The following is a 21157-nucleotide window of genomic DNA, read 5'->3' on the forward strand; positions in this document are numbered from 1 at the left end:
TATGGCAGGTCGTACTAATCGTAAGCGTCGTGTACGTAAAAGTGTTGAATCTGGTGTAGCACACATCCACGCAACATTTAACAACACGATCGTAATGATCACCGACGTTCAAGGAAACGCCGTTTCTTGGTCATCAGCTGGGGCACTTGGTTTCAAGGGTAGCCGTAAGTCTACACCATTTGCTGCGCAAATGGCTGCTGAAGCTGCTGCAAAGAGTGCAATGGAAGATGGCATGAAGACTGTTGAGGTAACTGTTAAGGGACCTGGTTCAGGCCGTGAGTCTGCTATCCGTGCGTTAGCCGCTGCTGGTTTGGATGTTTCATCAATTAAGGATGTTACTCCAGTGCCTCACAACGGTTCACGTCCACCAAAGCGTCGTCGTGTCTAATTGCCGGTTGCAAATAGTGCACAACATGCTTTGAAAGGGGTAACAAACAGTATGCTTGAATTCGAAAATCCTAAGATTATGTTGGTTGAAGAGGATAGCAATTACGGTAAGTTTGTGGTTGAGCCGCTTGAACGTGGTTACGGAACTACTTTGGGTAACTCACTACGCCGTGTATTGTTGTCTTCATTGCCCGGTGCGGCAATCAATTCAGTACAGATTGATGGCGTTTTGCATGAATTTTCAACGGTCGAAGGTGTCGTTGAAGATGTTACGCAAATCATTTTGAACCTTAAAAAGGTTTCAATGAGCATCGATAGTGATGATGAAAAAACACTCGAAGTTAACGTAACCGGTCCCGCTGATGTGACGGCCGGTGACATAGCTGGTGATAGTGATGTTGAGATCTTGAATAACGATCTTCACATCGCTACTGTTGCGGCTGGGGCTACCTTGCATATGACTTTGACGGCTGTTCGCGGTCGTGGTTATATTTCAGGGGACCAGAATAAGGAATTGCATGACGAAATGCCTATTGGCGTTCTAGCAATTGATTCAATCTTTACCCCAATCGAACGCGTAAACTATCAAGTTGAAAACACTCGTGTTGGTCAACGTGACGACTTTGATAAGTTGACTTTAGATGTTTGGACTGATGGTTCATTGTCAGCTACTGAAGCTGTTTCATTAGCTGCTCGTATTATGTCTGATCATTTGAACGCTTTTATTGATATGTCTGAACGGGCAATTACTGCACAAGTGATGGCAGACAAGGAAGAAGAGCCAACAACGAAACATGCAGATACACCAATTGAAGAATTGGATTTGTCTGTTCGTTCTTATAATTGTCTCAAAAGGGCCGGGATTAACTCTGTACAAGAGTTAACTGAGCGTACGGAGACTCAAATGATGTCTGTCCGTAATCTCGGTCGGAAATCACTTGACGAAATCCAGGACAAGCTTAAATTGCTCGGTTTAGGGTTCCGCAAGGAAGATTAGATTAAACGATAGAATACCAAGAAAAGGAGGACACACTCATGGGATACCGTAAGTTGGGACGTAACAGTGCACAACGTAAGGCTTTGTTAAGTGATTTGACTACTGATCTATTGATCAACGGTCGCATCACGACTACTGAAGCTCGTGCTAAGGAAGTTCGTCGTACTGCTGATAAAATGATTACGTTGGGTAAGCATGGTGATTTATCATCACGCCGTAAGGCAGCTGCTTTCTTGCGTAACGTTATTGCAGACGTAAACACAACTGATGATAACAAAGTTCAAGTTGAAACAGCTTTGCAACACTTATTTAACGATGTTGCACCTCGCTTTGAGGGTCGTGCCGGTGGTTACACTCGCATTTTGAAGACTACTCAACGTCGTGGTGACGCTGCTCCAATGGTTATCTTGGAATTGGTTGACTAATTTCATTGGTTAATTAATAAAAACAATGAGATCTCTCATGTTATAAGGTATAAACTGTTAAGATGATGGCGAAAGCCAAGTCTAGGTTGAAAGGCATTTATGTCGCGCCTATAACGTGTGAGGTTTTTTTGTGCAGTTTTTTATATATAAAACCGAGTTCATTCAGCTTAATGTCATTTAAGAACAATAGAAAATGACCATAAAATAACCAATAAGCCCTGTCTCATCTGATATTAGTATGTTGATGAGACAGGGCTTATTGGTTATTTAGATGACTTAAAGCGACTTTTATTTTAAGAAATTATTTTATTTGTGTAAAATCGCACAAAGTGAGCATGAAATGATTGTCGTGTTAGCATTGCTAGTATATACTAAAGGTAATGTTAGTCCGGGGGGACAAAAAATGCAAGAAAAACGCAATGTAAACACGACTGGTATGACCGTTCATTTAACGCCAAGTAATTTTACGTTAGATCGTATTTTAATCAATGGCCAGCATTTTCAGTATCGGGGAATTGATTTGAGCTTAGGTGATACAGTACGTATTCGACAACAGGTTGGAAATTTCCTCATTGTCGATAAAGTACGCCAGCCTGGGAAAAACTATTATACTGTTTAATTTTGAAATCATATTTTTAAATATAAAAAAGGCTGGAATATGATCCCAGCCTTTTATTTTTGATTTAATTATGACGAGCATGTCTTGCTAGCAAATCACCAACGAATTGGATAAGAACAATAAATAGCAAGATAATAATTGTGGCTGTCCACATCACATCGTTTTGGAAACGTTGGTAACCAGTAACGATGGCTGTTGTACCAAGACCACCAGCACCAATGGCACCAGCCATAGCAGTTAATCCTACCAAACTAATCAATGTAACTGTTGAAACACGAATTAGTTCAGCGAGACCTTCACGTAGATAAACATCTGAAATGATGTCCCAGTTTGTCGCACCGAAAGAATGGGCTGCTTCAACTTTTCCACTATCAACACCAAGCAAAGCAACTTGTACTTGACGTGCAAAGAATGGGAAAACTCCTAGTGATAGAGGAACTAGGGAAGCTGTCGTTCCAATCGTCGTTCCCACAATTAATTGTGTTAATGGTGAGAAAGCAACCACCATGATAATGAAGGGGATTGCACGTCCAACTGAAACAACTTTATCCAAAATTTGGAAAGTTGGACGATTAGGGGCAATTCCGTCATCAGCCGTTAATACAAGACCGATTCCAAATAGCAATCCAATGAGACCACCGATAACTGCAGCACCGGCTGTCATGTATACGGTTTGCCAAATGGCAACACCCCAGCCATAATCTCCTGACCAGCCAAGCGCATAGGCATTTGGCATATTTTCTTCAATCCATCCCATCATTATTTGGCACCTCCTTGTAATTCAGTGATTGCAACGCCATGATCTGTGAAGCTTGCTTTAGCAGTAGCACGTTGTGAATCAGTTCCTTTGAATATAGCAACGGCAATACCAACAGGTGTTTGTGTCAAAATTTCCATATTTGAATAGAGAATATTAGTTGTTACACCAAAGTCTGCAAAAATTGTTGAAAGTAGTGGTTGAGCTGTATCGGATCCAACGTAACTAATCTTCACTAGCTCTTCATCGGCTGCTAATGGTTGGGTTTCTAGCAATTCGTTTACTCTAACAATGGCTTCATCCAAGTTAGTAGCAGTGTTGATAAAGTCCTTTGTTAATTGTTGTTGTGGATTTGTAAAAATTTCTAACAATGAGCCACGTTCGATGATTTTACCATCTTCCATCACTGCAACCTTATTAGCAATTTCTTTAATAGCTTGCATCTCGTGGGTAATCAAAACGATTGTGAGACCTAATTCTTGGTTTAACTTTTTTAATAAAGCTAGAATTTGGTTTGTTGTCCGTGGATCAAGGGCAGATGTTGCCTCATCAGAAATTAGAATTTCAGGATCGTTAGCTAGGGCTCTAGCAATAGCAACACGTTGCTTTTGACCACCAGATAATTGGCTTGGAAAGTTTTCAGCACGATCAGCTAGACCAACTAAGCTAAGCAGTTTGTTTACTTTAGCTTTTTTATCAGACTTTGATAAGTTGGAATGTTTTAGAGGTTGGGCAACATTACCAAAAATAGTTAACTCGCTCATTAAATTGAAATGTTGGAAAATCATCCCAATTTTCTTACGTTGATCACGTAATTCCTTAGGTGATAATTGCAACATATCGGTACCATTAACAAGTACTGAACCGCTGGTTGGGCGTTGCAGTAAATTAATTGTCCGAACTAAGGTTGATTTACCAGCACCTGAGTATCCTACAATTCCGTAGATGTCTCCTTTTTCAACATCAATTGTTTCGTCTTGGACAGCGACAATTTCACGCTTTTTTTGCTTAAAAGTGACATTGATATTTTTTAATGAAATGACAGCCATATTCTTCTCCTACTCTTGATATGTATCAGGAGGCTGGAACATCAGAGAATGTTCCAGCCTTTTGTGCTAAAAATACATTAATTATAAATTCATAGCATAAACGCGTTTCAAAAGTCCAAAGTCTCAATGTAACGTAACTTCAGACCTTTGTCTCGCTCTCTGGATGGTTGTGCACATTAGGTCAAATTACTTTAACTTGATATCCCATGCTGGCACTTCCGCCTTGCCCCAAGTATCGCTCAAATACTTCTTAGTTTGCTTGCTTTGGTAAGTCTTAACAACTTGCTTGTAAGCTTTCTTATTTGCATCACTCTTACGTGCGGCGATGACATTGATCCATTGCTTTGATTTCTTGTTGATTGGTTCAACGTAAATGGCTGAACTCAACTTAAGGTTGGCCTCTTGCGCATAATTTGTATTAATAACCGCACCATCTGTAGACTTCAATGCTGATGGACCTTGGTCAGCAGCAACTTCCTTAAAGTTCAAGTCCAACTTGTTCTTCTTGATATCTTTAAGGGTTGGCAAATCGACACCCTTCTTAAGCTTAATCAAACCAGCTGTTTGTAGCAAAGTCAAAGCACGATCTTCATTAGTACCATCGTTAGGAACGGCAATTGTATCACCTTTTTTGAAATCCTTGATGTCTTTGTGCTTTTCAGAATAAAGACGGATAGGGGTAATAAATGTCTTACCAATGGCCTTAACCTTGTGACCATTTGACTTATTCCAATTGTTTAAGAAATAACGGTGTTGGAAAGAGTTCAAATCAAGTGAACCATCGGCAACGGCCTTATTTGGTTGGTTATAATCGGTGAAGACCTTTGTCTTAACCTTTAAGTTGTACTTCTTTTGTGTTGTTTTGTTAATTTGATCCCATAGTTTCTTATCGCTTGTACCAACAATACCAACAGTCACTGTTTTCTTTGAAGCAGCGTTTGCAGTAACTGGAGCAATTGTTCCAGCCGCAAATGCACTGACTGCTAATATGGCACCAATCCTTAACCCTTTATGCATAATCCTAATTCTCCTTATTAATTATTGATACATAGTTTGATATTATTTCAGATTGATAGGGATAAAAAAAGACTCGTCCCTATCTTGATTATTTGCATAATCTGATAGAAACGAGTCTCGTGTTACCATTCTACTTCACCTTAATCATTACTAATTAAGGCCTTAGCAACGAGCAGGCAGTGAGCGATATGATGCTATGCCGATTCGTGTGTCTGTTAACGTAGACCATTCCGTCACTAATTTATAGACTTGCTACTCATTAATGCCAATCACAGGCCATTTTCAATTAATGGGGTTTCGAACAACTTTCACCAAACGTTGTCTCTCTAAGCGAATCACCGTTAATTTACTTCCCTGATCAACTTGTTTATCTTTCTGAAATACTAAAACGTATTTTAGTGTATGTTAGGCGTTGTGTCAACACTTTTGGTGAATTTTTCTTCTCGGTTAATTAAAATAATCACACCTATCAAAAATAGGGGGGCAATGAATAAGGCTGCTTGTTGTAAAAATTGCATCGCAAAGTAAGCAATAATGGCTGAGAATAAAAAGGCAAGAATGACTGGTCCGACTCGGACAGCCTGCCGTAAAGCCATCTCATCATGGTATATCAGCCAATTTGTTACACCACTACTAAACGTACGTAAGTTGCCAGTACTTAAAATGGTCATATAAGCCATACCATGAATTTTATTAAATGTATCAGCCTGAATTGCCATAAAAAAGGCTAATAGAGGCAGAATGATATTGGCTGAGACGCTCTGCAATTCTAAGATAGCAACTAGTAAGAGACCCAAACATTCAACTATTAATGCAGCTAATGTATGTGATTGATGTGACTTGTTAGTATACACTTTTAAAATTTGATTAAAAGCTGAGCCAAGTAGGAAAGCCAAGACTGGCCAAAAATAGATGGTAGCATGCAGCCACTTACCGCCAGCAATATTCAAACCAACTTGGAGTAGATTACCGCTTTGAAAACTAGCAAAACGCATATCATGTACTGAAAAAGTATATGAATCAATAAATCCAGCAGTTGCTGCAAGCAACATCCCCGCTCGTCGTGATTCTTTGATGGGATAGTGCTGATTGTTAATCATAAAGGAGTTCCTTCCGTAATTTTTGATGAAAATATCTAATTAGTATACCACTAGTGGGATAAACAAGACTGACTTTACACCCTGGGTTTTGTGTTAAAATATTAGTTAAATAAAACAAGGAGTTATTTATTATGGCTTTAGCATATCCAGATGATAGCTTGGCACTACACACTGATGCATACCAATTATCAATGATGCAAACTTACTTTATGAAGGGCATCCATGAGCGTAAAGCAGTTTATGAGATGTATTTTCGTAAAATGCCTTTCAAAAATGGTTACGCTGTTTTTGCTGGCTTGGAGAGATTGGTTGGTGTTTTAAAAGGTTTACATTTTTCTGAAAGTGACCTTGAGTATTTACGTTCAACAGGTCAATTTAATGAAGAATTTTTAAACTATTTGAAAAATTGGCGTTTTAAAGGAACTGTCCGTACACCACATGAAGGGGATATTGTTTTTAATAATGAACCAATCGTGCAGGTTGAAGCAACCGTATTTGATGCGCAATTGATTGAAACGCCATTATTAAATATCGTTAATTATCAAACTTTGATTGCAACGAAAGCATCACGGATTCGTTCAGTTGTTGGGGATCAAAGTTTGATGGAGTTTGGTTCACGTCGTGCTCAGGAAATGGATGCTGCTATCTGGGGAACTCGCGCAGCGTACATTGGTGGTTTTGATGCCACGTCTAATGTTCGTGCGGGTAAGCTGTTTGGTATTCCGATTTCTGGTACTCATGCTCATAGTCTAGTACAAGTATATCGTAACGATTATGATGCATTCAAAGCGTATGCTGAAACGCATCGTGATGTTGTCTTCTTGGTAGATACCTACGATACTTTGCGTTCAGGTGTCCCTGCGGCCATCCGCGTGGCGAAAGAGATGGGTGACAAAATCAATTTTGTTGGTGTGCGGATTGATTCAGGTGATTTGGCCTATGTTTCAAAGGGTGTTCGTAAGATGCTTGATGAGGCAGGGTTTAAGGATGCTTCTATTGTGGCATCAAATGACCTTGATGAAACAACGATTAAAAGTTTGAAATTCCAGGATGCCAAAATCGATACTTGGGGTATCGGAACCAAGTTAATTACTGCCTATGATCAAGCTGCTTTAGGTGGTGTTTATAAGGTGGTTTCGGTTGAGGACGAAAATGGTCAAATGACCGATACGATTAAAATTTCTGGTACGGCAGAGAAAATTTCAACGCCCGGTCAAAAGCAGGTTTGGCGAATCACTCGTAATTCTGACGGCAAGTCGCAAGGGGATTACGTCGCTTTGTGGGATGAAAATCCGCAAAACCTACCAAACGGATTGTATATGTTCCATCCAAACCACACCTACCTAAGTAAGACAGTAGTTGATTACACGGCACGACCAATTTTGAAGGATATCTTTGTGGATGGTGAATTAGTTTATGAATTGCCATCGTTAGATGATATCCGTGAGTTCACTAAGCGTCATGTTAATTCTTTGTATTCAGAATACCGGCGTGACATGAATCCACAAGAGTATCCAGTGGATCTATCGCAAGCGGCTTGGGATCATAAAATGAACTTGATTAAGGCAACTCGTGAATATGTGGATCAAATTGATCAAACTCAGGAATAAGTAATAGGGAGGACTCTGTTATGCGACCATTACAAACAGAAATTATTGAAAAACTCGGTGTACAACCAACCATTGACCCAGAAACTGAAATTAAACGTTCAGTCGCTTTGCTGAAAGATTATCTGAAGCGGACGGGATTGAAGTCACTTGTTTTAGGTATTTCTGGAGGACAGGATTCAACATTAGCTGGTAAGATCGCCCAATTTGCAGTTGAACAACTACGTGAGGAAACGGGGGATGGCGAGTATCAATTTATCGCTATGCGGTTACCATATAATGAACAAGCTGATGAGTCAGATGCTTTAGCAGCCATTAAATGGCAAGCGGCTGATAAAACAGTAACGGTTAACATTGAAGAATCTGTTCTCGGTGTTGTGCATCAGTTAGAAGCTGCCGGAGTATCGGTGACCGATTTCAATAAGGGTAATATTAAAGCTCGTGAACGAATGATTGCCCAATATGGTGTTGCAGCTGCCTATAAAGGTGTTGTTGTTGGGACCGATCATGCAGCTGAAGCCTTGGCTGGTTTTTATACAAAGTTTGGTGACGGGGCTGCTGATATCACACCATTGTACCGTTTGAATAAACGTCAAGGTCGACAGCTTTTGGAATACTTGGGAGCACCAGCTGGTTTCTATGAAAAAGTACCAACGGCTGATTTGGAAGAAGATCGCCCAGGTCAACCAGATGAAGTTGCTTTAGGGGTGACTTACGATGCAATTGATGATTACTTAGAAGGTAAAACAGTTTCTGAAGCAGATGCTAATCAAATTGAACGACTATATACAACAACAGAACACAAGCGTCGTCAACCAGTGACGGTGTTTGATCGTTGGTGGCGTTAACGAAAGACTTCAAATTAATTAAAAAATAGGATGGCACAAGAAATGTGCCATCCTATTTTTGTATATATTGCGTGACACACCGGCTTCAAACCAACTTTTGTCACACTCTAATCTTTTTTCCAATCAATAGCTGGTTGTTGATCCAAAATGTCATCGATCTTTGCTAATTCTTCATCACTAAATGACAAATTATCTAGCGCTTTGACGTTATCGACCAATTGTTGTGGTCGGCTGGCACCAATAATCACACTAGCGATTTCTGGCTCACGTAAGTTCCAAGCAAGGGCCATCTCAGCCAAAGTTTGTCCACGTTGCTGTGCAACTTCGTTTAATTGTTGCACAGTTTTAATAGTTGCTTCGACTTGATGTGGGTGTAAGAACGGACTAGTAGACTTGGCAGCACGGGAATTCTCAGGGACACCATTTAGGTATTTATCCGTTAATAATCCTTGTGAAAGTGGGCTAAACACAGCGGCGGCTTTGCCTTCTTCACGTAGTACTGGGAGTAAGTCGCTCTCAATTTGGCGATTAAACATATTGTAACGAGGTTGATGCACGATGAATGGTGTCTTTAGTTCCTTGAAGACATCAATGATTGCCTTAGTTTGTGCGCCTGAGTAGTTAGAAATACCAATGTACAATGCTTTGCCCGAACGAACCAACTGGTCAAGGGCTAAAGCAGTTTCTTCAACTGGTGTCTCAGGATCTGGGCGATGTGAATAAAAAATATCAACATAGTCTAACTGAAGACGACGTAGACTTTGGTCAGCGCTGGCGATGATACTCTTCTTTGAGCCCCAGTTGCCGTATGGACCATCCCACATTTCGTAACCAGCTTTACTAGCAATCACGAGTTCATCACGATAAGCATGCATATCGTGAGCCATGATCTCACCGAAATTCTTTTCAGCACTACCTGGTACAGGGCCGTAATTATTTGCTAAGTCAAAATAGGTAATCCCCAAGTCAAACGCTTGATGAATAATTGCTTGCTGATTTTCAATTGGGTCGACACTACCGAAGTTGTGCCACAACCCTAATCCAAATGCTGATAATTTCAAACCACTCTTACCAACACGGTTGTAAACCATGTTGTCATATCGATGTTCATTTGCTTGATACATATCGTATCTTCCCCCTATTAGTAGTTCGTGAAATAGTTTCAAGGCTAATTGTAACTGTTATCGGTTATTTATCCAAGTTAGGGACGTAAAAATAGCTGTCGTAGCTTATTGAATCCGCATTCAAGCAGGTGATGAATTTATGGTAAAATATGGGTGTGAGCTTGCATAGTAGTTGAACTATTTATGTAGACCATATAAAAATGATATTTTTTTAAGAGAGAGGGACGCGAATATGATTAAAATGTTCAATACGATGACGTTGGAAAAAGAACCATTCCACCCAATACATGATGACACAATCAATATGTACGTCTGTGGACCCACCGTCTATAACTATATTCATATTGGTAATGCGCGTTCTGCTATTGCGTTTGATACTATCCGCCGTTATTTTGAGTATCGTGGTTATCAAGTGAACTATGTTTCCAACTTTACGGATGTTGATGACAAAATGATTAAGGCAGCGGCTGAACAAGGTATTACGGTCCCTGGGTTAGCTGATAAATATATTGCTGCTTTCAATGAAGATACGGCAGCATTAAACATTAAGCCGGCAACCGTGCGCCCACGGGCAACTGAGCATATTCCAGAGATTATTGATTTTGTTGCCGACTTGATTGCAAAAGGTTATGCGTATGAATCAGCTGGGGATGTTTATTATCGTGCGAAGAAGTTTAAGAATTATGGTGCCCTAGCTCACCAGAATCTAGATGAAATGACGTCTAATGCAGCTGGCCGATTGGATGATGAAGAACTAACACGCAAAGAGGATCCGATGGACTTTGCAGTCTGGAAAGGTGAGCATGGTGATGGGGCCATTGCTTGGGATTCGCCATGGGGTAAAGGTCGGCCCGGTTGGCACATTGAATGCTCAGTGATGTCAACGAAATACCTGGGTAACCACTTTGATATCCATGGTGGTGGGATTGATTTGGCATTTCCACACCATACAAATGAAATTGCCCAAAGTGAAGTACATACGGGTGAACAATTTGTTAATAAGTGGTTGCATAATGGTTTTGTGACGGTTGGTGATGAAAACGAAAAGATGTCGAAGTCTTTGGGTAATTTCGTAACTGTCCACGATTTATTGCAACAAATTGATGATCCAGCGGTCTTGCGGTTCTTTATGGCAACCACGCAATATCGTCGCGCCATTGCATATTCAGATAGTAATATGAAACAAGCAGCTAATAATCTGGATCGGATTCGTACCGGTTATCGTAATCTAGAGTTCCGTCTGGCTGATGCGATTGCTGGGGATGAGACGACCGTTGATGCAGCCGCCACTGAATTAGTTGACCAATTCAATTCGGCAATGGATGATGATTTTAATGCGCCGAATGCATTAACTGCTATCTATGGCTTAGTTGATTTAGCCAACCAGTATACGTCTGCTGAAGTCGTTTATCAGGATACCGTTAACTTTATCTTGGATAAAATTGCGACATTAATGGGTGTTTTTGGTGTTGATAGTTTATCAGAAGATGAATTATTGGATGATGATATTGAAACGCTGATTAAAGAACGTGATGATGCACGTGCCAACAAGAATTTTGCGCGTTCAGATGAGATTCGTGATTTGTTAGCTGAACAAGGTATTATTTTGGAAGATACACCACAAGGTACACGGTGGCATCGTCAGTAAGGCATTCTGAAGCGATTTAAAATGAGAGAGTTTTAATTTTACTGTTGACACAATTTACTGGAAGATTTAGGATAAGCGTATCGACATAGAAGAGATGAGTATAGTGATTAGTCATTTTGAGAGAGCTAGTGGTTGGTGAAAACTAGTAATGACGTTGCTAGAAGATGGTCTCGGAGTCATAATGACATGAACAAAATCGCTAGTGCCATTCGGGGACGCTCGTTATAACGTTTAGAGGATAAGCAGCGGCTTATCGAACTCGGGTGGTAACACGTGGTGACGTCCCGTAATCAGAAATGATTGCGGGACGTTTTTGTTAGTTGTTATAATGCAGATATAGGGAAAAGAAACATATAGGAGGGATTTAAACATGGCAGAAGTTGAAAGCTTTACATTGGATCACACAAAGGTAAAGGCACCTTACGTGCGTAAGATTGAGACGCAACAAGGTCCAAATGGGGGACAAATTGTAAATTATGATTTGCGTTTGACACAGCCAAACGAAACCGCTATGGAAACGGCTGGGGTTCACACATTGGAGCACTTATTTGCCAGTCTGGTACGTGATGAACTAGATGGTATTATTGATATTTCACCATTTGGTTGTCGTACTGGATTCCACATTATTAGTTGGGTAGATTACACGCCAACGCAGGTTGCTGAAACGTTTACACGTGTCTTGCGTAAGATTCGTGATGATATCACTTGGGATGATGTCCCAGCAACGGTTGCTAAAGAATGTGGTAACTACAAGGATCACAGTCTACATTCAGCTAAAGAATGGTCAAAGATTATTCTTGAACAAGGTTTCTCAGATGATCCATATGTACGTCATGTCGTCGAAGTCTAAGTGAAAAATGCCACGATGTGGTCATTAAATTTATAAACTGGTCAACCCTTTATTTAATAAGGATTAACCAGTTTTTTTATTTTAGTAACAAGCTCCCGCTGAGTGTTAAGAGGTGCAAAAAATATGAAAACAGGCTATAATACATAAAAATTAAAATTCTTTAATTTTAGATGCACTAGTTAAGAACGGGGGAGAAGAATATGCCAAAAATTAGTGAAGTATTTCATGAGTACGGCTTTAAGGACGATCGTTTAACTTTACTAGCAGGACCATGTGCCATAGAATCTTATGAAACTTGTGCCGAGGTCGTTGAGGAATTAAAAGAAATAACTGACGAATTAGGCATTAATTATGTTTTTAAGTCATCATTTGATAAGGCTAATCGTAGTTCGATTTCATCAGATCGTGGATCTGGTATGGAAGCAGGACTTGAGGTCTTACGTCAAATTAAGGAAAATTATCATGTACCCATCGTGACTGATGTGCATGAATCATATCAATGTGCACCGGTTGCTGAGGTAGCAGATGTTTTGCAGATTCCAGCATTTTTAAGTCGTCAAACTGATTTGCTATTGGCGGCTGCTAAGACGGGACGGGTCGTTAATATTAAGAAGGCCCAGTTTATGGCTCCCGAAGATATTCAAAGTGCCGTCAACAAGGTCGCTTCTCAGAATGAACATATCCTGGTGACTGAACGAGGTACGATGTTCGGTTATCATCAACTAGTTGTTGACATGACGAGCTTGATTCAAATGCGTCAAACCGATTATCCAGTTATCTTTGATGCAACGCATTCAGTACAGATTCCAAGTGGTTATGGTAATCATTCAGGTGGTAATCGTGACTATGTTTTCCCATTATTGCGCGCAGCGTTATCAATTGGGATTGATGGTATCTTTGCTGAAGTACATCCAAATCCACCCAAGGCAATCTCAGATCAGGATAGTCAATTATATCTATCAAAGGCACGACCTATTTTAGAAGAAGCTAATCGATTATTCCATCAACATCTTGAGAATAAGGCGGTGTATGCAGATGAAGACTTACTATAATGATGCAAAAGAGACGTTCAATACTGAAATTACAGCTTTAGAGAAGGTACGTGATGAACTGGACGAAAGTTTCGACCAAGTAGTTGACGCAGTATTAGAGACTACTGGTCGTTTAATTTTTATTGCTATTGGAAAATCAGGGATTATTGCTGAAAAGATTGCAGCTTCGTTTTCATCAATTGGTGTTGCCAGTTTCTTTATTGATGCGGGAAATGCCTTTCACGGTGATTTGGGACGCGTATCAGCAGATGATTTGGTTTTCTTTGTCTCTAATAGTGGTGAAACCCAAGAGGTGCTGCAGACGTTCTTTGCCCTGCGACAGATTTTCGATGATGAATTAAAAACGGTGGCGCTAACGGGAGCTCCTGAATCAACTTTGGCCCAAAATTCCAGTTATCCACTAATTGTTGATGTGGCTGTTGAAGCGGACACAACGAAATTAGCCCCAACTAGTTCAACGACTGCAACCTTAGTAGTTGGTGATGCATTGCTGATCGCCGTTCAGAAAGCAAACGAATTTACACGTGATGATTTTGCTTTGTATCATCCGGGAGGTTCGATTGGAAAGTTGTTGTTGCAGCGCGTTAAGAATGTGATGCATACAAAAATTCCGTATGTCCGCATCCATACCCCAATCAATGATGTGATTTATCGGATCAGTGATTTTAGTGTTGGGATGACGTTGGTCAAAGATGATGATGACAATGTGGTTGGTATCGTGACTGATGGCGATATCCGTAAGAAAATGCTACAGGTACCAATGGTTAAAAAATCAACGGCAGCAGATTATATGACCGAAGGGTTCGTTAGCATCGATGCCAATAAGCGTAATAGTTCTGCTTGGAAGAAAATGGCGTCACATAATATCTCCAACTTAGTTGTTGAAGAGGCAGGTGAGGTTGTTGGGATTATTACGATTCATGATGTTCTTGATGAATAAATAAATTAAAATTATTTTATACGTTAACGCCAATACATTAAACGTTTTAATAAAAACATAAAAATAGTTAAACTGTTTACTAAAGTATGTAACCGTGCTATATTATTACCAATCATTAATACCTTTTAAGTGTAGTCCAGTGAGACTATCAAGGGTGACGTTGATTGGTAAACAGTACCTTAACAGGGATAACTGTATGACTAATTGAATGACAAGCCTTAGGAACCCACTGGATTCCTAAGGCTTTTTTTGTGTAATCAATAAGGAGATTATCATGCGGAACTTTGTGAATTTGAATCAGTTATCAACACAAGCAATTACTTCACTCATCGTGGCTAGTTTAGCCTATAAGAATGGGGAGAAAGATTTACCACAAATGACGCAACATGTCGCTAATCTATTTTTTGAAAATTCAACACGTACTGCTAGCAGCTTTCAAATGGCTGAAAGTAAACTAGGCTGGTCGACAATTAATATCAATGCAGCAACGAGTTCCACACAAAAGGGGGAAAGTTTAAGCGATACGTTAAAGACGCTTGGCGCCATCGGTGTGGATGTCGTGGTGTTACGCCACAGTATCAATGATTGGTATCGGCCACTTATTGAGGAACAATCACCACTGATGCCAAAGCTAGTCAATGCGGGGGATGGTAATGGGCAGCATCCGTCACAGAGTCTCTTGGATTTGATGACGATTTATGAACAGTTTGGTTACTTTGAAGGCTTGCATATCCGAATCGTCGGTGATTTATCACATTCACGAGTCGCACGCTCAAATGCCGAAATTTTAAACCGGTTAGGAGCGACGGTTAGTTTTGCCGGACCGGCAGACTGGTATCCAACAGATTTTGATCAATATGGTAATTATCAAGCTATCGATGAAGATTTAAACGACATTGATGTGCTGATGTTACTACGCGTACAACATGAACGCTTGGCAGCCGACGAAAATCAAAAATTTTCAATCGATGAATATCACGAACAGTTTGGCTTGACTCATGAACGGTATAACCAGTTAAAAGATGATGCGATTATTATGCACCCCGCACCAGTGAACCGTGGTGTTGAAATCGCCGATGACTTAGTTGAAGCTGATAAAGCGCGGATATTCACGCAAATGGCTAATGGGGTGTATGCCAGAATGGCAATCTTAAGTGCAATGATTGAGGAGAAAAGCTATGACACGATTACTAATTAAACAGGCGCATTTATTAGTACATGATAATGAGTTGAAACTGCAAGATGTCTTAATCAGTGAAGGGAAAATTGCTGAAATTGCCGACGAAATCACAACACCAGCCACACGCACAATTGATGCGCAAGGTGCTTTGTTGACACCGGGGTTAGTGGATGTTCATGTGCATTTCCGTGAACCTGGGTTTGCCTATAAAGAAACGGTGGCGACCGGTTCTCAGGCAGCAGCTCGTGGTGGATTTACGACGGTGCTAGCAATGCCAAATCTTGATCCGGTACCAGCAACGCCAGCTGCGTTTACACAAATTAAAGACAATAATGAAGCAAATGGCCGGGTGCATATTTACCAATATGCAGCGATTTCAGAAGGACTGACATCAGCTGACGTGAGTGACATGGAGGCCTTAGCTGCAGATGGCGCCATTGCCTTTACGAATGATGGTAAAGGTGTTCAAACGGCCGCTACGATGTTAACTGCCATGCAAGCAGCCGCTAAGGTTAAGCGACCATTAGTTGCCCATGTTGAAGATGAATCACTTGTTAATGGCGGTGTGATGAATCTAGGCAAGCGCTCAAAAGAATTGGGCTTGCCAGGGATTGATCCACTAGCTGAGTCATCGCAGTTGGCACGAGACTTGGTAATCGCCAAAGCAACTGGGGTCCACTATCATGTGGCGCATATTTCAACGAAGGAATCGGTTGACTTAGTTCGTTGTGCCAAGTCGCAAGGTGTACAGGTAACGGCTGAAGTGTCACCACACCATTTGTTACTTGATGAAACTGATATTACTGGTGATAATGCCTACTTTAAGATGAATCCGCCATTGCGTACGCCAACTGATCGCCAAGCTGTTATTGCGGGTTTGCTAGATGGCACGATCGATATGGTCGCAACAGATCATGCGCCACATAGTTTGGCAGAAAAACAACGCTCATTCATTGGCGCAGCCTTTGGTATTACAGGGATTGAAACAAGTTTTCAATTGATGTATACACATTTTGTGAAATCAGGAATTGCCACACTAGAACAATTACTACAATGGATGGTTGTTCAACCACGAGTGGCATTTAACTTACCCGGACAAAGCGAGTTAACGGTTGGGGCACCAGCAGATTTAGCATTATTTGATATCGCTCATGCCCATACGATTACAGCAGATGAATTCCTTTCGAAGGGGGTCAACACACCGTTTATCGGTGCGACGATTTATGGACAAACAGTATTAACATTAGTCGACGGTCAGGTTGCTTACGAAGCATAAGGGGGTAAAGATGCAACGCTATCTTGTTTTAGAAAATGGTTCAATTTATACCGGTGAAGGTTTTGGTTCAGAGAAAGTTGTGGAAGGAGAGATTGTTTTTAATACGGGGATGACCGGTTATCAAGAATCATTGACGGACATTTCTTATTTTGGACAAATATTGACCTTTACTTATCCACTAATTGGTAATTATGGGATTAATCGTGATGATTATGAATCACTAAAGCCAACTGCAACGGCAATTGTGGCTCATGAAATTGCGCGGCGCCCATCAAATTGGCGCCAACAAATGTCGATTGCCGAATGGGCTGAAAAAATGGATTTACCAGGGATTACCAACGTTGATACGCGGGCGTTGACTAAGGAAATTCGTGAACATGGGGTCATGAAGGCGGCCATTGTTGACGAAATTCAGGCGGACACGGTTGCGAAGCTCCAAGATATTCAAGCAGATATCAATGAAGTGGCTGCAATGACGACGAAAACAACCTATGTCAATCCTACTGAAGGTTTATCAATTGCTTTGATCGACTTCGGTTTGAAAAATTCGATTTTACGTTCATTAGCAAAACGTGGCGTTAACGTGATGGTTTTCCCAGCTGATGTTGAGGCACAAACGATTTTGGACATGGCACCAGATGGGGTCATGCTGTCAAATGGTCCAGGCAATCCAGAGGCAGTGGCGCATATTTTACCAGTTATTCGTGAACTACAAGAAACTTTGCCTCTAATGGGTATTTGCTTGGGACATCAATTATTCGCGCTGGCTAACGGAGCTGAAACCTACAAATTAAAATTCGGTCATCGTGGTTTCAATCATGCAGTTCGTAATTTAGTGAAGGATCAAATTGATTTCACCTCACAAAATCATGGTTATGCGGTTGCGGCTGAATCAATCGTTGGAACCGATTTAGAAATTACCCATGAGGAAATTAATGACCACACTGTTGAAGGATTGCAATTAAAAAATCGACCTGCTTTTTCAGTGCAATTCCATCCGGATGCAGCACCTGGTCCCCATGACGCTGAATATTTATTTGATGACTTCCTAGAAATGATCGTCGCCACTAAGAAAGGACAAATGCAACATGCCTAAACGTACAGATATTCATAAAATTTTAGTAATTGGTTCAGGTCCGATTATTATCGGCCAAGCAGCTGAATTTGATTATTCAGGTACCCAAGCTGCGATGTCACTAAAAGAAGAGGGCTACGAGGTCGTTTTGGTGAACTCAAATCCCGCCACGATTATGACAGATAGTGAAATCGCTGATGAGGTTTATATTGAGCCATTATCATTAGAGTTTTTATCACGAATTCTGCGCAAGGAACGTCCTGATGCCATCTTGCCAACCTTGGGTGGTCAAACTGGTTTGAACATGGCCAAGCAACTGGCCGAAACAGGTATTTTGGACGAATTAGGCATTATCTTATTAGGAACAAAATTATCAGCGATTGAAGAGGCTGAGGATCGCGAAGCCTTTAAAAATCTAATGACCCGCCTAAACGAACCAGTTCCTGAATCAATGATTGCAGTTACGGTTGAACAAGCTTTGTCATTTGCTGAAACAAGTGGCTACCCGGTTATTGTGCGACCAGCTTATACCTTAGGTGGTACTGGTGGTGGAATTGCCAATGATGAAGAAGAATTAAAAGCAATCGCGGCAAATGGCTTAGAGCTGTCACCGGTTACCCAGGTGTTGATTGAGCAATCAATCGCCGGTTACAAGGAAATTGAATTTGAAGTTATGCGTGATGCAGCTGACAATGCTTTGATTGTGGCTTCAATGGAAAACTTTGACCCAGTTGGTGTTCATACGGGTGATTCAATTGTGGTGGCACCAGTCCAAACTTTGTCTGACCGTGAATTGCAAATGATGCGTGACGCAGCCTTGAAGATTATTCGAGCTTTGAAAATCGAAGGTGGGGTCAACATTCAAATGGCCTTGGATCCAAATTCGTTTAACTACGATATTATCGAAGTTAATCCACGTGTGTCACGTTCATCAGCTTTGGCCTCAAAAGCAACGGGTTACCCCATTGCCAAGATGGCGGCAAAAATAGCAGTTGGTTTGACATTGGACGAAATTATCAACCCAGTTACTGGGACAACAAAGGCCGCCTTTGAACCAGCCTTGGACTATGTGGTTGTCAAAATTCCACGTTGGCCATTTGACAAATTCGCAACCGCTGACCGTCATTTAGGTACACAAATGAAGGCCACTGGTGAAGTTATGGCTATTGGTCGCAATATTGAAGAAGCCATGAATAAGGCGGTCCGTTCATTAGAAATTGGCGCCATTGGTCTGCGTGATCTTAACTTTGCCGAGATTTCAACTGAAAAGTTGTTAAATGACTTGATGCCCGCACGTGATGATCGTTTGTTCATGATTGGTGAATTACTACGTCGGGGTGTTTCAATAGATGAAATCCATAACCGGACGAAGATTGATTACTTCTTCTTGGATAAGGTGCTCCATCTCATTGAAATTGAAGAAAATCTGGCACAACATGTTGGCGAGGAACAATCATTACAACAAGCCAAGCAAAATGGTTTTGCCGATCAGACCATCGCGGATATCTGGCAATGGTCAGCTACTGATGTTACATCGTTACGGGAAGATGCAGCCATTCAACCCGTTTATAAAATGGTTGATACGGTGGCAGCTGAATTTGCGTCACAAACACCTTATTACTATGCAACTTATGAAGAGCAGAATGAATCAATTGTCACTGATAAACAAAGCGTGTTGGTGCTTGGATCAGGACCTATCCGTATCGGTCAAGGTGTTGAGTTCGACTATGCCACTGTCCATGCGGTCAAGGCTATTCAAGCCGCTGGTTATGAAGCAATTATTATGAATTCTAATCCCGAAACGGTTTCAACGGACTTCTCGGTTTCAGATAAGTTGTATTTCGAGCCATTAACTTTGGAAGATGTGCGCAATGTGATTAATTTGGAGCAACCAATCGGGGTCGTTGTGCAGTTTGGTGGTCAAACTGCCATTAACTTGGCAGAACCACTGGCTAATGCAGGTGTGAATATCTTAGGAACTAGTGTGGCTAACTTGAATCGTGCCGAGGATCGTGAAGAGTTCGATCAAGTGATCAAGCAATTAGCGCTAGCGCAACCAATGGGTAAAACTGCGACAACGATTGGTGACGCTTTGCACGCGGCTGAAGAAGTAGGTTATCCAGTGTTGGTCCGTCCATCGTACGTCTTAGGTGGTCGTGCCATGGAAATCGTGAATAATGAGGTTGAACTACAAGATTATATGGGACGGGCGGTCCAAGTTTCACATGATCATCCCGTATTAATCGACTCATATTTGGTCGGTTCTGAAGCCGAAGTTGATGTACTTTCTGATGGTGAAACGGTGGTTATTCCAGGAATTATGGAACACATTGAGCGTGCCGGAGTCCATTCAGGTGATTCAATGTCGGTTTATCCAACGCAAACATTGTCTGACAAAGTGAAGCAAGAAATCACCACTGCATCAATCGCCTTAGCTAAGAGTTTGGATACGATTGGCTTGATGAATGTGCAGTTTGTTATTCATGAAGACACAGCTTATGTGATCGAAGTTAACCCACGTGCATCAAGAACAGTACCGTTTATTTCAAAAGTAACGCACTTGAAATTGGCACAATTAGCCACACGTGTCATGCTAGGGGAAAAGTTGGCAGACATGGGCTTTGAAACTGGCTTGGTTCCTGAATCAAAGATGGTGCACGTCAAGTCACCAATCTTTTCATTCACCAAGTTACCAGCGGTAGATTCACTATTAGGACCTGAGATGAAATCAACGGGTGAAGTCATGGGTTCAGATAAGACCTTCGAAAAGGCCCTTTACAAAGCCTTTGTCGCTTCAAATATTAAGATTCCACATGAAGGGAATGTGTTGTTTACCATTGCTGATGAAGATAAGGTTGAGGCTTTGGCATTAGCAAAGCGTTTTAATGAACTAGGGTTCCAATTGTTTGCAACAGCTGGAACGGGTGATTATTTCATGCACAACGGTTTGAACGTCCAAGTGCTAGATAAAATCAGTGAAACGAAGCACAATGCCGTAACGGCCTTGAGCCAAGGTGATTTACAGTTAGTCATTAATTCAACGCACCAAGATGTGGCCACAGTCAACGACAGTCGCTTGATTCGTAATGCTGCGATTGAGAATGCGGTACCACTCTTTACAGCCTTTGATACCGTGAAGGCCCTGTTAAGTGTCCTTGAATCACAAGCCTTTACGGTTACCCCTGCATAACAACAATAAGACTGGC

Annotated in this window: 19 protein-coding genes and 2 other annotated features; of the genes, 14 read left to right on the forward strand and 5 right to left on the reverse strand. The window is 41.1% G+C overall.

The window, feature by feature from the left end; translation table 11 throughout:
* Window position 1 precedes the first annotated feature (1 nt).
* The 4 genes from rpsK to FFM62_RS04495 all read left to right on the forward strand — a co-directional run bounded on the left by rpsK (window position 2) and on the right by FFM62_RS04495 (window position 2428).
* Window positions 2-388: a 30S ribosomal protein S11 gene (rpsK, locus tag FFM62_RS04480; RefSeq protein WP_075270300.1), complete on the forward strand. Its 387-nt coding sequence runs from the start codon at window positions 2-4 to the stop codon at window positions 386-388.
* Window positions 389-439: 51 nt separating this feature from the next.
* Window positions 440-1384: a DNA-directed RNA polymerase subunit alpha gene (locus FFM62_RS04485; protein WP_075270299.1), complete on the forward strand. Its 945-nt coding sequence runs from the start codon at window positions 440-442 to the stop codon at window positions 1382-1384.
* Between the two features lie 38 nt (window positions 1385-1422).
* Window positions 1423-1809 (forward strand): 50S ribosomal protein L17, encoded by a 387-nt coding sequence (rplQ, locus tag FFM62_RS04490; RefSeq protein ID WP_075270298.1) that lies wholly within the window; start codon window positions 1423-1425, stop codon window positions 1807-1809.
* A 403-nt stretch (window positions 1810-2212) separates the two neighbouring features.
* A complete protein-coding gene (locus FFM62_RS04495) occupies window positions 2213-2428 on the forward strand; it encodes a hypothetical protein (RefSeq protein WP_115471060.1) in 216 nt (71 codons plus the stop codon).
* 64 nt (window positions 2429-2492) lie between these two features.
* On the opposite strand, the gene FFM62_RS04500 is transcribed toward FFM62_RS04495, so the two are convergent.
* The 4 genes from FFM62_RS04500 to FFM62_RS04515 all read right to left on the reverse strand — a co-directional run bounded on the left by FFM62_RS04500 (window position 2493) and on the right by FFM62_RS04515 (window position 6351).
* Complete coding sequence (locus tag FFM62_RS04500; protein WP_115471037.1) at window positions 2493-3188, reverse strand: methionine ABC transporter permease; 696 nt, start codon at window positions 3186-3188, stop codon at window positions 2493-2495.
* Entirely contained in the window at window positions 3188-4234 is a 1047-nt protein-coding gene (locus FFM62_RS04505) for a methionine ABC transporter ATP-binding protein (RefSeq protein ID WP_115471038.1), read from the reverse strand. The genes FFM62_RS04500 and FFM62_RS04505 overlap by 1 nt, the downstream gene beginning before the upstream one ends.
* 186 nt (window positions 4235-4420) lie before the next feature.
* On the reverse strand, window positions 4421-5251 hold the full coding sequence (locus tag FFM62_RS04510) for a MetQ/NlpA family ABC transporter substrate-binding protein (protein WP_115471039.1): 831 nt from the start codon (window positions 5249-5251) through the stop codon (window positions 4421-4423).
* Window positions 5252-5354: 103 nt separating this feature from the next.
* Window positions 5355-5622 (reverse strand) — a binding site (T-box leader).
* Between the two features lie 24 nt (window positions 5623-5646).
* Complete coding sequence (locus tag FFM62_RS04515) at window positions 5647-6351, reverse strand: YoaK family protein (protein WP_115471040.1); 705 nt, start codon at window positions 6349-6351, stop codon at window positions 5647-5649.
* A 131-nt stretch (window positions 6352-6482) separates the two neighbouring features.
* Here FFM62_RS04515 and FFM62_RS04520 point away from each other — a divergent pair, with 131 nt between their 5' ends.
* Complete coding sequence (locus tag FFM62_RS04520) at window positions 6483-7961, forward strand: nicotinate phosphoribosyltransferase (RefSeq protein ID WP_115471041.1); 1479 nt, start codon at window positions 6483-6485, stop codon at window positions 7959-7961.
* Window positions 7962-7981: 20 nt separating this feature from the next.
* Window positions 7982-8806: an NAD(+) synthase gene (gene nadE / locus FFM62_RS04525; RefSeq protein WP_115471042.1), complete on the forward strand. Its 825-nt coding sequence runs from the start codon at window positions 7982-7984 to the stop codon at window positions 8804-8806.
* 107 nt (window positions 8807-8913) lie between these two features.
* On the opposite strand, the gene FFM62_RS04530 is transcribed toward nadE, so the two are convergent.
* A complete protein-coding gene (locus tag FFM62_RS04530) occupies window positions 8914-9930 on the reverse strand; it encodes an aldo/keto reductase (RefSeq protein WP_115471043.1) in 1017 nt (338 codons plus the stop codon).
* Between the two features lie 232 nt (window positions 9931-10162).
* Here FFM62_RS04530 and cysS point away from each other — a divergent pair, with 232 nt between their 5' ends.
* The 8 genes from cysS to carB all read left to right on the forward strand — a co-directional run bounded on the left by cysS (window position 10163) and on the right by carB (window position 21141).
* Window positions 10163-11578, forward strand: a complete 1416-nt coding sequence (cysS, locus tag FFM62_RS04535; protein ID WP_115471044.1) for a cysteine--tRNA ligase — start codon at window positions 10163-10165, stop codon at window positions 11576-11578.
* A 77-nt stretch (window positions 11579-11655) separates the two neighbouring features.
* Window positions 11656-11868: a binding site (T-box leader), on the forward strand.
* 80 nt (window positions 11869-11948) lie between these two features.
* Entirely contained in the window at window positions 11949-12428 is a 480-nt protein-coding gene (locus FFM62_RS04540) for an S-ribosylhomocysteine lyase (protein ID WP_115471045.1), read from the forward strand.
* Between the two features lie 200 nt (window positions 12429-12628).
* The gene (kdsA, locus tag FFM62_RS04545) at window positions 12629-13480 is read left to right on the forward strand and encodes a 3-deoxy-8-phosphooctulonate synthase (RefSeq protein WP_115471046.1); all 852 of its coding nucleotides are present in this window, start codon (window positions 12629-12631) and stop codon (window positions 13478-13480) included.
* Window positions 13464-14420: a KpsF/GutQ family sugar-phosphate isomerase gene (locus FFM62_RS04550; protein WP_115471047.1), complete on the forward strand. Its 957-nt coding sequence runs from the start codon at window positions 13464-13466 to the stop codon at window positions 14418-14420. Before kdsA ends, FFM62_RS04550 begins: the two co-directional genes overlap by 17 nt.
* Window positions 14421-14694: 274 nt before the next feature.
* Window positions 14695-15618, forward strand: a complete 924-nt coding sequence (locus FFM62_RS04555) for an aspartate carbamoyltransferase catalytic subunit (protein WP_115471048.1) — start codon at window positions 14695-14697, stop codon at window positions 15616-15618.
* The gene (gene pyrC / locus FFM62_RS04560; RefSeq protein ID WP_115471049.1) at window positions 15599-16876 is read left to right on the forward strand and encodes a dihydroorotase; all 1278 of its coding nucleotides are present in this window, start codon (window positions 15599-15601) and stop codon (window positions 16874-16876) included. Before FFM62_RS04555 ends, pyrC begins: the two co-directional genes overlap by 20 nt.
* Window positions 16877-16886: 10 nt before the next feature.
* A complete protein-coding gene (locus FFM62_RS04565; RefSeq protein WP_115471050.1) occupies window positions 16887-17972 on the forward strand; it encodes a carbamoyl phosphate synthase small subunit in 1086 nt (361 codons plus the stop codon).
* Complete coding sequence (carB, locus tag FFM62_RS04570; RefSeq protein WP_115471051.1) at window positions 17965-21141, forward strand: carbamoyl-phosphate synthase large subunit; 3177 nt, start codon at window positions 17965-17967, stop codon at window positions 21139-21141. The genes FFM62_RS04565 and carB overlap by 8 nt, the downstream gene beginning before the upstream one ends.
* The last annotated feature ends 16 nt before the right edge of the window (window positions 21142-21157 follow it).

It is taken from the genome of Weissella thailandensis, assembly GCF_005405465.1.
Lineage (GTDB): Bacteria > Bacillota > Bacilli > Lactobacillales > Lactobacillaceae > Weissella > Weissella thailandensis.